Annotated in this window: 14 protein-coding genes; 5 read left to right on the forward strand and 9 right to left on the reverse strand. The window is 56.8% G+C overall.

What is annotated here, in order from left to right:
• The first annotated feature begins 30 nt into the window (after window positions 1-30).
• Together GSR16_RS04245 and GSR16_RS04250 are read left to right on the forward strand one after the other, a co-directional pair.
• Window positions 31-468 carry a type II toxin-antitoxin system RatA family toxin gene (locus tag GSR16_RS04245; protein ID WP_159875298.1) on the forward strand — a complete coding sequence of 146 codons (438 nt, stop codon included), beginning with the start codon at window positions 31-33 and terminating at the stop codon, window positions 466-468.
• Window positions 461-769 (forward strand): RnfH family protein, encoded by a 309-nt coding sequence (locus GSR16_RS04250; RefSeq protein ID WP_159875299.1) that lies wholly within the window; start codon window positions 461-463, stop codon window positions 767-769. The genes GSR16_RS04245 and GSR16_RS04250 overlap by 8 nt, the downstream gene beginning before the upstream one ends.
• Window positions 770-814: 45 nt before the next feature.
• Here the strand turns inward: GSR16_RS04250 and GSR16_RS04255 are convergent, their stop codons facing one another.
• The 5 genes from GSR16_RS04255 to GSR16_RS04275 all read right to left on the reverse strand — a co-directional run bounded on the left by GSR16_RS04255 (window position 815) and on the right by GSR16_RS04275 (window position 6,867).
• The gene (locus tag GSR16_RS04255) at window positions 815-2,602 is read right to left on the reverse strand and encodes a GGDEF domain-containing protein (RefSeq protein ID WP_159875300.1); all 1,788 of its coding nucleotides are present in this window, start codon (window positions 2,600-2,602) and stop codon (window positions 815-817) included.
• Window positions 2,603-2,678: 76 nt separating this feature from the next.
• Window positions 2,679-2,969: a cell division protein FtsB gene (gene ftsB / locus GSR16_RS04260; protein ID WP_045847413.1), complete on the reverse strand. Its 291-nt coding sequence runs from the start codon at window positions 2,967-2,969 to the stop codon at window positions 2,679-2,681.
• Window positions 2,970-2,977: 8 nt separating this feature from the next.
• Window positions 2,978-4,261 (reverse strand): phosphopyruvate hydratase, encoded by a 1,284-nt coding sequence (gene eno / locus GSR16_RS04265; protein ID WP_159875301.1) that lies wholly within the window; start codon window positions 4,259-4,261, stop codon window positions 2,978-2,980.
• Window positions 4,262-4,372: 111 nt separating this feature from the next.
• A complete protein-coding gene (gene kdsA, locus GSR16_RS04270) occupies window positions 4,373-5,224 on the reverse strand; it encodes a 3-deoxy-8-phosphooctulonate synthase (RefSeq protein ID WP_159875302.1) in 852 nt (283 codons plus the stop codon).
• A gap of 2 nt (window positions 5,225-5,226) precedes the next feature.
• Window positions 5,227-6,867: a CTP synthase gene (locus tag GSR16_RS04275; protein ID WP_159875303.1), complete on the reverse strand. Its 1,641-nt coding sequence runs from the start codon at window positions 6,865-6,867 to the stop codon at window positions 5,227-5,229.
• 268 nt (window positions 6,868-7,135) lie between these two features.
• On the opposite strand from GSR16_RS04275, the gene rpmB reads away from it, so the two are divergent.
• The 3 genes from rpmB to GSR16_RS04290 all read left to right on the forward strand — a co-directional run bounded on the left by rpmB (window position 7,136) and on the right by GSR16_RS04290 (window position 8,490).
• Entirely contained in the window at window positions 7,136-7,369 is a 234-nt protein-coding gene (gene rpmB, locus GSR16_RS04280) for a 50S ribosomal protein L28 (protein WP_011137003.1), read from the forward strand.
• A 34-nt stretch (window positions 7,370-7,403) separates the two neighbouring features.
• Window positions 7,404-7,559, forward strand: a complete 156-nt coding sequence (rpmG, locus tag GSR16_RS04285; RefSeq protein WP_028453358.1) for a 50S ribosomal protein L33 — start codon at window positions 7,404-7,406, stop codon at window positions 7,557-7,559.
• Between the two features lie 217 nt (window positions 7,560-7,776).
• Window positions 7,777-8,490 (forward strand): type 1 glutamine amidotransferase, encoded by a 714-nt coding sequence (locus GSR16_RS04290; RefSeq protein WP_159875304.1) that lies wholly within the window; start codon window positions 7,777-7,779, stop codon window positions 8,488-8,490.
• Between the two features lie 16 nt (window positions 8,491-8,506).
• Here GSR16_RS04290 and GSR16_RS04295 read toward each other — a convergent pair whose 3' ends face one another.
• From GSR16_RS04295 to GSR16_RS04310, 4 genes are read right to left on the reverse strand one after another with little or no spacing between them, the layout of a single operon-like run.
• On the reverse strand, window positions 8,507-9,388 hold the full coding sequence (locus tag GSR16_RS04295) for a uracil-DNA glycosylase (protein ID WP_159875305.1): 882 nt from the start codon (window positions 9,386-9,388) through the stop codon (window positions 8,507-8,509).
• A complete protein-coding gene (gene rimI, locus GSR16_RS04300; RefSeq protein WP_159875306.1) occupies window positions 9,385-9,822 on the reverse strand; it encodes a ribosomal protein S18-alanine N-acetyltransferase in 438 nt (145 codons plus the stop codon). Before rimI ends, GSR16_RS04295 begins: the two co-directional genes overlap by 4 nt.
• Window positions 9,819-10,487 carry a tRNA (adenosine(37)-N6)-threonylcarbamoyltransferase complex dimerization subunit type 1 TsaB gene (gene tsaB, locus GSR16_RS04305; RefSeq protein WP_159875307.1) on the reverse strand — a complete coding sequence of 223 codons (669 nt, stop codon included), beginning with the start codon at window positions 10,485-10,487 and terminating at the stop codon, window positions 9,819-9,821. Before tsaB ends, rimI begins: the two co-directional genes overlap by 4 nt.
• Before the next feature lie 32 nt (window positions 10,488-10,519).
• Complete coding sequence (locus GSR16_RS04310; protein WP_159875308.1) at window positions 10,520-11,743, reverse strand: EAL and HDOD domain-containing protein; 1,224 nt, start codon at window positions 11,741-11,743, stop codon at window positions 10,520-10,522.
• Between the last annotated feature and the right edge of the window lie 4 nt (window positions 11,744-11,747).

Genomic DNA, 11,747 nt, shown 5'->3' on the forward strand with positions numbered 1-11,747 from the left:
GAACCATTTTGCACAGTGTGCGGTTTTCCCATGCAGCTTGTCGAAAAGAAAGTCCTGGTTGCCCATACCCCGGCACAGATGTTTGCCTTGGTGGAAAAGGTGGAAAATTACCCGCGTTTTCTCCCTTGGTGTGCCAAGGCGGAAGAGCATTCACGCGAGGGCGATCAGCAGGTGGCCAGCCTGCATATCGATTATCTGAAGATCCGCCAGCATTTCACCACGCGCAATACCTTGCGTGATGGAGAGGGCATCCTGATGGAGCTGGTAGAAGGACCTTTCCAGCATTTGCAGGGCTTGTGGCAGTTTACCCCGCTGGGTGATTTCGGCTGCAAGGTGGAGTTCAGCCTGCGTTACGAGTTTTCCAGCAAAATTCTGGAAAAGGTGATTGGTCCGGTATTTGGTCATATTTCCGGTACGCTGGTAGATGCCTTCATCAAGTACGCCGACAAGGTGTATGGCGATGACTGAACGGATTCATGTCGAGGTAGCCTGTGCTTTGCCCCAGCGCCAGCGAATCATTGCGCTGCAGGTGGATGCAGGGACTACAGCGCAGCAGGCCGTACTGCTGTCCGGCATTCTGGCGCAGTTTTCCATGATTGACTGCAACAGTCTTAAGCTGGGCATCTTTAGCAAGGCGATCAAACCGGAGACGGTATTGCGCGCGGGAGACCGGGTAGAGATCTACCGCCCTTTGCAGGCAGATCCGAAAGCAGTGCGCCGCCAGCGGGCTGAGGCGGGCAAGGGGATGAGCAAGGGTGGTGAGGTATGAAAAAACCGGGGATATCCCCGGTTTTTTATTGTCTGGCGATTGCGTTCAGATCATCCGTTCGGCTTCGGCGGAAACTACGCGGTTCTTGCCGCTGATTTTGGCCTGATACATGGCCTGATCGGCTCGTTCGATGACTTCGATGTCCTGTTCGCCCAGGTGCCATTTGGCAATGCCGGCACTGAAGGTGATTACCAACCTATCGTTATTGGCCAGGAAGAAGGTGCGTGTCAGCTCGCGTTGCAGGCGTTGTACGGTTTCGATGGCTTCATCAACCGGCGTGTCCGGCATCAGCAGCACAAACTCTTCACCGCCAAAGCGTGCCACGATGTCGGCAGGGCGCAGATTGTGCTTGATGACATCCACCAGGTATTTCAGTGCATCGTCGCCGGTCAAGTGGCCGTAACGGTCATTAAGTTGCTTGAAGTTGTCGACGTCGATCAGGGCTACGCTCAGGTCGCTGTTGGTGCGTTCGGCCCGGCTGATTTCACGTTGGAAGTGCTCTGCGAGGCCGCGGCGGTTATAAGCGCCGGTCAGCTGGTCTTCTTTTACCTTGGCACTGGCGGCTTCCAGCGCGTTTTCCAATTCGGAAATACGCTGTTCGGCGGCTTCCACCTGTTCGCGTGCGGACAGCAGCTCATCGCGGGAGCGAGTCAGATCCAGCTGCATCAGCGAGGTGTCTTCCATCAGGGCACCGATAATGCCGCCAAGTTCTTCCACATTGCTGGTGTTCTTCAGCTTTTCGCTGTGTTTGCTGATCTTGCTGTGAAAATCATCCGTCGTGTCCGTCATCTGTGCCAGACGCGAGATGAAACGGTCAAGCAGGGTGCGCAGCGAGCTGGTGGCTTCATCCAGCGTGCTCTTGAGCATGCCTTGCTTGCGGATGACCTCCTTGAGGCTGGTTTCCAGCTGGTAAACCTGCTGCATGGACAGCGGCTGGTGTGACAGGACTTCCTGTAGCGAGTGCACCTGGCCTACCAGATAGTCATCCGAGCGGTTGATCTCGGCCACATTGTCCAGCAGCAGGCGCAGCAGATTGGTCAGGCCGGATACCAGACGGCCTTCCTGCTGGGTTTGCAGTTCCAGCTTGATCATGAAGCCGCGCAGCTTGGGCATGTAGACATTCAGGCTGGCATCGTCGCAGACCTGCTCGAGTTCGCGGATCAAGGCTTCCAGCGACTCGACCATGTCAGGCATGCTGATAAGACGCGGCTCCAGGCCGTGCTTGAGGGCAAAAGCCAGGGTGCGCTGCCACAGCGGCCAGCTATTGTCCTGGCTGGAGATGGCTGGCGCAGTATTGCCAGTGCCGGCAGATATCGCATCGTCTGCCAAGTCGATGGTTTCCCGCTGGCTAGCAGGGGCGCTCCAGTTGCGCACCAGCGCGGAAAGCTTGAGGTTGAGCTCTTCCGGTTGATTGCCGTAGTTGATCAGCACCCGTTCCAGTGCGGCCTGTTTGTGATGCTGCGGCAGGTCTGGCAGGCGTAAATCCCAGCTGCGGATCAGATTCTGGATCAGGCTGCCCCATGTCTGGGCCAGATTGGTTTCTGTGAGTGCCAGTCGCAGAAAATCGATAGCCAGTTGAGGAAGTTGTTCCCAGCGGGATTCTTCCGTGGCCTGTTTGATGCGCAGCAACAGGGACTTGCTTTGCGGGGATTCTGCCGGAATGGTTTCCAGCGCCCGCAACAGCTGGGTTCCCAGTTTGTTGTCACGCTCGATCGGTGTCTGTGTGAGCTCGTGGTAGACGCGCTCGAAATTTTCCGGTGTTGGCAGCAGTTTGCGCAGACTCAGTTGTTTGAGCGTTTCGCGTGCAACCTCAATCGGATTCTGTGTTGTCATTGACCAAACCCTGGAAGTTTTATAGCCAGCCATAGTTATTCTTAGTTCAGGAGGGCGAGATTGTGGACTGGCTTAGTCAATGTTTTGTCGCAGTCGCCGGATCCAGTAATTGAAAAAATACCTCACCATTGCGGATCATACCAAGTTCGTTACGCGCTCTCTCTTCAATTGCGTCGGTTCCTTGCTTCAGATCACGTACTTCTGCATCCAGGGCTGCATTGCGGGCTATCAGCTTTTGCGTGACGGCCCGCTGTTCCTGCAGTTGCTTGTCCAGCTGCCAGACCCTGAGCCAGCTCCCCTTGCCAAACCACAAGGGCCATTGCAAGGCGATCAGCAGGGTTACCAGAGTCAGGGTCAGCCAGCGCATGGTTCAGCTTACTTCAGGTGGTAGAAGGCAGCACGGCCCGGGAACCAGGCAGCATCACCCAGTTCTTCTTCGATACGCAGCAGCTGGTTGTACTTGGCCATGCGGTCGGAGCGGGACAGTGAGCCGGTCTTGATCTGCATGCAGTTGGTGGCAACGGCCAGATCGGCAATGGTGCTGTCTTCGGTTTCGCCGGAACGATGGCTCATGACGCTGGTATAGCTGGAGCGCTTGGCCAGGTCAACCGCTTTCAGGGTTTCCGACAGGGTGCCGATCTGGTTTACCTTCACCAGCAGCGAGTTGCAGATGCCGGCTTCGATGCCCTTGGCCAGGATTTTCGGGTTGGTGACGAATACGTCGTCGCCCACCAGCTGGATGCGCTTGCCCAAGCGGTCGGTCAGGATTTTCCAGCCGTCCCAGTCGTGTTCGCTCATGCCATCTTCGATGGAGATGATCGGATAGTTGTTGACCAGGGTTTCCAGGTAGTCGGCAAACTGCTCGGAAGTCAGTTGCAGGCCTTCAGCGGTCAGGTGGTACTTGCCATCCTTGTAGAACTCGGAGGAGGCGCAGTCCAGTGCCAGCATCACATCCTGGCCAGCAACATAACCGGCAGCGTCGATGGCTTCCAGAATCAGCTTGATGGCGTCTTCGTGGCTGGCCAGGTTGGGGGCAAAGCCGCCTTCGTCACCCACGGTGGTAGCGTAGCCCTTGCTGTCGCACAGCTTTTTCAGGGTGTGGAATACTTCAGCACCACAGCGCAGCGCTTCGCGGAAGGTTTGCGCGCCCACCGGCATGATCATGAATTCCTGGATGTCCAGGGTGTTATTGGCGTGTGCACCACCATTGATCACGTTCATCATCGGCAGCGGCAGTGCCATCGGGCCGGCACCACCCAGGTAGCGGTACAGCGGCAGGCCGGCATCTTCGGCAGCAGCGCGGGCTACGGCCATGGATACGGCCAGCATGGCGTTGGCACCCAGACGAGATTTGGTTTCGGTACCGTCCAGTTCGATCAGGGTCTTGTCGATGAAGGCCTGGTCGGCGGCGTCGAGGCCGATGATGGCTTCGCAGATTTCGGTATTGATGTTTTCAACGGCCTTCAGCACGCCCTTGCCCAGGTAGCGGCTCTTGTCGCCGTCACGCAGTTCCAGCGCTTCCTTTTCGCCGGTGGAGGCACCGCTCGGTACGGCGGCGCGGCCCATCACGCCGGATTCCAGCAGGACATCGGCTTCAACGGTCGGATTGCCGCGGGAGTCGAGAATCTCGCGGGCTACTACGTCAATGATCGAACTCATACTTGTCCCCTTCAATTGCTTTGCTTGGTTAACCGTATCATTGCCGGCCAGCCCTCTTTGAAAGGTGGCTGGCCGCAGAAAACTTGTTACCACAGATAGAGCGAAAACGTATTACAGCGAGTGTTCCGGCCAGGCACTTTGCTTCACCAGGCTATCCAGCTGTTGCAGTGTGGCCAGCAGCTCTTTCATGCGACCCAGCGGCCAGGCATTCGGGCCGTCCGACATGGCGCAGGCCGGATTGGGGTGGGTTTCCATGAAGATGCCGGCAATACCGGCTGCTACGGCTGCGCGGGCCAGTACCGGCACGAATTCGCGCTGGCCACCGGAGGAGCTACCCTGTCCGCCAGGCAGCTGTACCGAGTGGGTGGCATCGTAAACCACCGGGCAGCCGGTTTCGCGCATGATCATCAGCGAGCGCATGTCGGATACCAGATTGTTGTAGCCGAACGATACGCCGCGTTCGCAGCTCATGAAACTGTCTTCCGGCAGGCCGGCTTCCTTGGCGGCAGCACGCGCCTTGTCGATGACATTCTTCATATCACCCGGGGCCAGGAACTGCCCCTTCTTGATGTTCACCGGCTTGCCGCACTGGGCCACGGCGCGGATGAAGTCAGTCTGACGGCACAGGAAGGCCGGGGTCTGCAGTACGTCCACCACGCTGGCAACCTGGGCGATTTCACTCTCGGCGTGCACATCGGTCAAGACCGGAACGCCGATCTGGCGTTTCACTTCGTCCAGAATGCGCAGGCCTTCATCAATGCCAAAGCCACGGAAGGAGGTACCGGAGGACCGGTTGGCCTTGTCGTAGCTCGACTTGTAGATGAAGTTGATGCCCAGTTCGCTGGTGATTTCCTTCAGCTGACCGGCAGTATCCAGTGCCATCTGCTCGCTTTCGATGACGCAGGGGCCTGCGATCAGGAACAGGGGCTGGTTCAGGCCGACTTCGAATCCGCACAGTTTCATGCTTATTTCCCTTGCTTTTCAGCCTTGTAGTCGATGGCTGCCTGCACATAGGCCTTGAACAGCGGGTGGCCATCGCGCGGGGTAGAGGTGAACTCCGGGTGGAACTGGCAAGCGAAGAACCAGCGGTGGTCTTTCAGCTCGATGGTTTCCACCAGCTTTTCATGACCGGCGGAGCGGCCGGAAATGGTCAGGCCGGCAGCTTCCAGGCGCTGTACGTAGTAGTTGTTGACTTCGTAGCGGTGACGGTGACGCTCGACGATGTCGGTGGCACCGTATACGCGTGCCGCCAGTGAACCGTCTACCAGATCGCAGTGCTGACCGCCCAGACGCATGGTGCCGCCCAGGTTGGAGTTTTCGTCGCGCTTTTCGATCTTGCCATCATGGTTGACCCACTCGTCGATCAGGGCAACAACCGGGTAATCGGTATCCAGATCGAACTCGGTTGAGTTGGCACCGGCAAGACCGGCAACATCACGCGCATATTCGATCAGCGCAATCTGCATGCCCAGACAGATACCCATGTAAGGGATATTGTTCTCACGGGCAAACTTCACCGCCTTGATCTTGCCTTCCACACCGCGTTTGCCAAAGCCACCCGGAACCAGGATGGCATCCATGTCCTTCAGCGATTCGGCACCGTCACGCTCGATGTCTTCGGAATCGACGTAGATGATGTTGACGTCGGAGCGGGTGTGAATGCCTGCGTGCTTCAAGGCTTCCGACAGCGACTTGTAGGATTCGGTCAGGTCAACATACTTGCCGACCATGGCGATGTTGACGGTTTGTTCCGGATGCTCGATGGCATCGATGATGCCAGCCCATACCGACAGGTCTGCCGGCGGGATGTCCAGCTGCATGTGTTCGGTGATGATGTCGTCAATGCCTTGTTCGTGCAGCATCGCCGGGACTTTGTAGATGGAGTCCGAGTCGTAGCAGCCGATGACGGCGTTTTCTTCGACATTACAGAACAGGGCGATCTTGCGCTTCTCGTCGGCCGGCAGTTCGCGGTCCATACGGCACAGCAGGATGTCCGGCTGGATGCCGATTTCACGCAGCTCTTTTACCGAGTGCTGGGTCGGCTTGGTCTTGATTTCGCCTGCGGTGGCAATGAACGGTACGTAGGACAGATGCACGTACATGGTGTTCTTGCGGCCCAGGTTGGAGCGCAGCTGGCGAATGGCTTCCAGGAAGGGCAGGGATTCGATGTCACCCACGGTGCCGCCGATTTCGACGATGGCCACATCAGCATCGCCCGCGCCTTCATGCACCTTGTGCTTGATTTCGTCGGTGATGTGCGGGATGACCTGCACGGTACCACCCAGGTAGTCGCCGCGGCGCTCCTTGGTGATGACGGATTCGTAAACCTGACCAGTGGTGAAGTTGTTGCTCTTCTTCATCTTGGATTTGATGAAGCGCTCATAGTGGCCAAGGTCGAGGTCGGTTTCGGCACCGTCTTCCGTCACGAATACTTCACCGTGCTGGAAGGGGCTCATGGTACCCGGATCGACATTGATGTACGGGTCGAGCTTCAGCATGGTGACTTTCAGCCCGCGCGACTCAAGAATGGCAGCAATGGACGCAGCGGCAATGCCCTTCCCCAGGGAAGACACCACACCGCCGGTTACGAAGATATACTTGGTCATGGAATTACGGCTCTATGGGAATCCGGGATTTTAACCTGAAATCGCTTGGATTTGAACCGCTATGGCACTGCTTGTTGTAACAATGAATGCAACACTTCTGTGGCTGGATATCAGCTTGTGCTCGCCTGTTTGTGGTAATTCCGTTACAATGCGCCCCGACTGTTTCATATACGAGATCGTGCTTTCCACGGAAAGTGCGCATCATGCTTGAATCGCTGGCTTTTTTCATGGTATAAAGCCAGCTTTTACCGGTTTTGGGAGTGTTAACATGGCGCGTGTTTGCAAAGTCACCGGCAAACGTCCGATGACCGGGAACAATGTTTCCCACGCCAACAACAAGACGAAACGTCGTTTCCTGCCGAACTTGCAGTACCGCAAGTTCTGGGTAGAAAGCGAAAACCGCTGGGTGCGCCTGCGCGTATCCAACGCTGCACTGCGTACTATCGATAAAGTTGGTATCGATGTAGTGCTGGCTGATCTGCGCGCTCGCGGCGAGATCTAAGCGGTCCTCTAGATAGCGACAGATAGGTAATACAATGCGCGATAAAATCAAGCTTGAATCCACCGCCGGCACTGGCCACTTCTACACTACTACGAAGAACAAGCGCACGATGCCGGAAAAAATGGAGATCAAAAAATTTGATCCCGTTGCCCGTAAACACGTTATCTACAAGGAAACCAAGCTGAAGTAAGCTTGTTTTTCGGTAACGTCGAAGAGCCCTTCTCTGGTGCACGGAGAAGGGTTTTTTATTGCCTGTAGTTTATGTAGTTACGTATCCTCTTCTATATCCATTTCTTTTTTGATCAAATATATTCCGCTACAGGCGGATTATCCTCTATATTTTCCTATTCATTATTTTTGTGATCATTTGTTGTCGATGATTACCGGAACAATGCAGAGGAAGCCACATGAAGCCGATTGTCATCATTCAGCACCTTGCGCTGGATGGTCCTGAATATTTTCTTGATTATCTGAATCAGCATGCCATCCCCTCGTGCATTTTCAGGGTCTATGACGGTGATGTACTACCGGATGACGTCAGCGCCTATGCCGGAGTCGCCAGTTTTGGCGGACCGATGAGTGTGCATGATGTAGCCGATCATGACTGGATTCTGCCTGAAGTCGATTTTCTGCGTGCTGCAGTAGCGGAGGATGTGCCAGTTATCGGTCACTGCCTGGGTGGTCAGTTGCTGGCGCTGGCTTTGGGTGCCCATGTGTACAAGGCGGATATTCCGGAAATAGGCTGGGTCGACCTGCGGGCCAGTTCGGCCGGAGTGGCTGGGGAGTGGTTTGGTGATAGGCATGCCCCACGGGTGTTCCAGTGGCACAGCGATACTTTTGCACTGCCAGAGGGGGCCAGCTTGCTGGCCAGCAGTACCTACTGTTGCAATCAGGCCTATCTCTATGCCGGCAAGCATCTAGGCATGCAGTTTCATTGTGAAGTGAAGGTGGAAATGATTCGTCAGTGGCTGCAAGTGGGTTATCAGGAAATCGATGGCCACGACCTGCCCAGTGTGATGTCGGTCGATGAGATTGCCGCTTCATTGGAGGCGGGCATGGCGCAAAGCCATGCCCAGGCGGATGCCATCTACCAGCGCTGGCTACGCGGGGTGTATGGCTGACTGAGGTCAGGTGGGATCAGACAGACTGGCTGAGGCGGGCGAATTGCTGTTTGGCCAGCACCATGTCCTGCCAGGCCTTGGCTTTGTCCGGCAGATTGCGCAGCAGATAGGCCGGGTGATAGGTGGCGATCAGCGGTATGCCCTGATATTGATGCAACTGGCCGCGTAAACGGCCTATGGTTTGCTCGGTTTGCAGCAGGGTTTGCACGGCAAAGCGCCCCAGGGCCAGGATCAGGGTAGGCTGCACGTGGCGGATTTGCTGCTGCAGATAATCCTGACAGGCAAGGATTTCTTCCGGGGCGGGGTTGCGATTACCCGGCGGCCGGCATTTGAGCACATTGGCAATGTAGACGTCACGGTCGCGATCCAGTCCGGCGGCTGCCAGCATATTGTCCAGCAGCTGTCCGGCTTTGCCTACAAAGGGTTCGCCTTGCCTGTCCTCGTGCTCTCCGGGCGCTTCGCCAATCAGCATCCAGCGGGCCTGCGGATTACCCCGGCCAAATACCGTCTGGCTGCGCGTATTGCACAGCTGGCAGCGCTGGCAGTTGGCCACGTTCTGCTCCAACTGATCCCAGCTTGGTATTGCAACTTCCACTGCAGGGGAGATGAGTATGGCTGGGTTTGCTGCCTCGGGCGCGGAGACAGGTGCCGTCGTGACATTGACTGCCACAGGGGGCAGGTTGGCACTGCGCGGTAGCTCGACTGCTGGCATTGGTGTGCTTGGCTGCTCTGGCTCAAGTGAGCTGATCGTGGCGGCCATCTCTGCTTGCTGCACTTGCGCGGTTTGCAACAGGGCTTGTTTTTCCAGTTCGGCCGGATGCTGATCGAACCAGCCTTCGCGAGCCTGCCATTGCGGACCCAGTCCCATGGCTTGCTGGACAAATCGGCTCCGGCTCACAGGAGAGCCTCCATCAGGATGGCATGCTCGCGTGTACCGTTGACCGATGGGTAATAATTTTTGCGCAAGCCACTTTGTTGAAAGCCGCAGCGTTGATAAAGCCTGATGGCGGGTTGATTGCTGGTGCGCACCTCAAGAAACAGCCGGTGGCAACCGTGCTGTTTCAGGTCTGCCATGATGCCGGATAGCAAAATCTGGCCCAGTCCCTGACCTTGCTGCTCGGGGGCGACAAAGATATTGAGCAGTTCGGCTTCATCCAGCAGAGGCATGACAACGGCGGTGCCGCTGCTTTCCTGTTCCAGTCGGTAAAAAACATGGGCGGACGCGATAGAGTCCTGATAATTGCGCGCACTCCAGCCATGCGGGGTAGCCGCAGATTCGCGCGCGGCCAGGGCCTGGGCGTTTTCCGGCTGATAGCGGCTGACCTTGCTCATCCCTTGAGCGCCTGTTGTTCGAGCGAAGTCAGTGCGACCTTGTTGCGGACGTAGAGCAGCTCGGCCTCGCGTGGATGTTGCAGCGGGTAGCGGCCACTTTGCGCCAGCTCTGCATGTGCCCGTGCATCGGCCCGCAGCACGCCGGTGTGTGCGGTGTTGTCGCGTTGCTGCATCAGCAGGGCCGGGTAATTGGTGAAGCCATCGCCGGCCAACATGCTGATGCCCTCTGGCAGGATGACGTCTTGTGGGTCCTGCAAGGTAATCGGACTCAGCCGCTGCCACTGGGGGCCGGTCTGATAGGCTGCGCAATAAACCTGCTGCATACGTGCGTCCAGGCAGACCAGAACCTTTTCGGCCCCGCTTTGGTGGGCTACGGCATCCAGTGTGGGAATGCCAATAACTGGTAACTGGGCTGAGAAAGCCAATCCCTGTGCCAGACCGCAGGCAATGCGCAGGCCGGTAAAGGAGCCTGGTCCCTGCCCGAAGGCGATGGCGTCCAGTCCGCTCAGGGCAATGTCTGCCTGCTGCAGCAAACGCTCGATTTCCGGTAACGTGCGCTCAGCATGCTTCTGACCCATTTCCTCGTGAAAGGAATACAGCTTGCCATCCAGGCTGAGGGCGAGGGACAGGTAACTGCTGGAGGTGTCTATGGCTAACAGTTTCATCGAGACATGGTGACCGGCTGGAGGGCTGGCAATTATAAGCCCAGATCCTCCACCCAGGCGAGTGCCGATACATGTGCTTGATTAAGCTGCTGTGCGCTCAGTTGCAGTTGAGTGCATAGTTCGGCAACGCCGTTCAGTTGACCATCCTCGCAGGCTTTGGCCAACTGCAGCAGCATCCCCATCTGGCCTTTGTGCTCGGCTAGGGCTTCGATGATGCAGACCGGCAATTGCAGGTGTTCAAGAATATTGTCCATCGGCATGTCGAACAAGACATCCAGCAGGCTGAACATGCCCACGATGAACAGATTGTCGCAGTCGTCGTGATTCAGTCCCTGCTGTTCACCCAGCAGCTCCATGAAGCGGCCCCGTGTCACGGCGGTTTTCTGCAGGGCAGGAGGAGCGCGCCCATCGTCGGATGCGGTTACCAGCAGCAGGGTCAGCCAGCGGTAGAGCTTTTTGTAGCCCAGCACGGTGACGGCATGGGAGAAGGAGCTGATAGTGGTGTTCAGACCTGCAGCGGCCGAGTTGACATAGCGCAGCAGCTTGTATGACAGGGCGACATCACGCTTCAGAATCTGCTCAACCTGGCGCAGATCAGCATCCATTCGTAGCAGGTTGAGCAATTCCAGCGCATTGCTGAAGGTGGGATGAATTACCTTGGCGGATAAGGTTTCAGGTCTGGCAAAGTAATAGCCCTGAAAGCCATCCATGCCCAGCTCCTTGCAGAGATGGTATTGCTCGTGCGTTTCCACCCGCTCGGCAATGCGGATGACCGGGTAGCTGCGCAATCGGGCTGCCAGCACCTGGAAGTGGTTGGCATCGCGGTTCTGGATATCCAGCTTGACGTAGTTGGCGAATTCCAGAAACGCTGCCGACTGTGCCTCGAATGAGAAATCGTCCAGTGCAATGCCAAAGCCCAGCGAGCGCAGATGGCGTGCTCGTGACAGCAGTTCGCTGGACGGGCTGATGTCCGGTGCGATGTCCAGAATCACCCGGCGCGGTGGCAGTAGTTCCAGGAAGTCGCTGGTCAGCATGGCCTCACCGACATTGATGAAAGCCAGCTTGTTGCCGATCAGCCAACTGGTTCCCATATTGTTCAGGGTATTGACCAATACATCAGTATCAGCCTGCAGCTCGCTGTGTGGGCCAACCGAGCTTGCTTCCTGGCTTGCACGAAAAAGCAGCTCATACCCGATGAGCTGCTGGTTGCGGTTCAAAACCGTTTGTCGGCCAATGAAGGCGCTTTGTGTGGTCATTAAA

The organism is Aquitalea denitrificans (assembly GCF_009856625.1).
Classification (GTDB): domain Bacteria; phylum Pseudomonadota; class Gammaproteobacteria; order Burkholderiales; family Chromobacteriaceae; genus Aquitalea; species Aquitalea denitrificans.

What these genes read in the sequence shown, in the direction of transcription:
- GSR16_RS04245 (WP_159875298.1), top strand. Translation starts at nt 31, where the DNA reads ATGCAGCTTGTCGAAAAGAAAGTCCTGGTTGCCCATACCCCGGCACAG.
- GSR16_RS04250 (WP_159875299.1), top strand. Translation starts at nt 461, where the DNA reads ATGACTGAACGGATTCATGTCGAGGTAGCCTGTGCTTTGCCCCAGCGC.
- GSR16_RS04255 (WP_159875300.1), bottom strand. Translation starts at nt 2,602, where the DNA reads ATGACAACACAGAATCCGATTGAGGTTGCACGCGAAACGCTCAAACAA.
- ftsB (WP_045847413.1), bottom strand. Translation starts at nt 2,969, where the DNA reads ATGCGCTGGCTGACCCTGACTCTGGTAACCCTGCTGATCGCCTTGCAA.
- eno (WP_159875301.1), bottom strand. Translation starts at nt 4,261, where the DNA reads ATGAGTTCGATCATTGACGTAGTAGCCCGCGAGATTCTCGACTCCCGC.
- kdsA (WP_159875302.1), bottom strand. Translation starts at nt 5,224, where the DNA reads ATGAAACTGTGCGGATTCGAAGTCGGCCTGAACCAGCCCCTGTTCCTG.
- GSR16_RS04275 (WP_159875303.1), bottom strand. Translation starts at nt 6,867, where the DNA reads ATGACCAAGTATATCTTCGTAACCGGCGGTGTGGTGTCTTCCCTGGGG.
- rpmB (WP_011137003.1), top strand. Translation starts at nt 7,136, where the DNA reads ATGGCGCGTGTTTGCAAAGTCACCGGCAAACGTCCGATGACCGGGAAC.
- rpmG (WP_028453358.1), top strand. Translation starts at nt 7,404, where the DNA reads ATGCGCGATAAAATCAAGCTTGAATCCACCGCCGGCACTGGCCACTTC.
- GSR16_RS04290 (WP_159875304.1), top strand. Translation starts at nt 7,777, where the DNA reads ATGAAGCCGATTGTCATCATTCAGCACCTTGCGCTGGATGGTCCTGAA.
- rimI (WP_159875306.1), bottom strand. Translation starts at nt 9,822, where the DNA reads ATGAGCAAGGTCAGCCGCTATCAGCCGGAAAACGCCCAGGCCCTGGCC.
- tsaB (WP_159875307.1), bottom strand. Translation starts at nt 10,487, where the DNA reads ATGAAACTGTTAGCCATAGACACCTCCAGCAGTTACCTGTCCCTCGCC.
- GSR16_RS04310 (WP_159875308.1), bottom strand. Translation starts at nt 11,743, where the DNA reads ATGACCACACAAAGCGCCTTCATTGGCCGACAAACGGTTTTGAACCGC.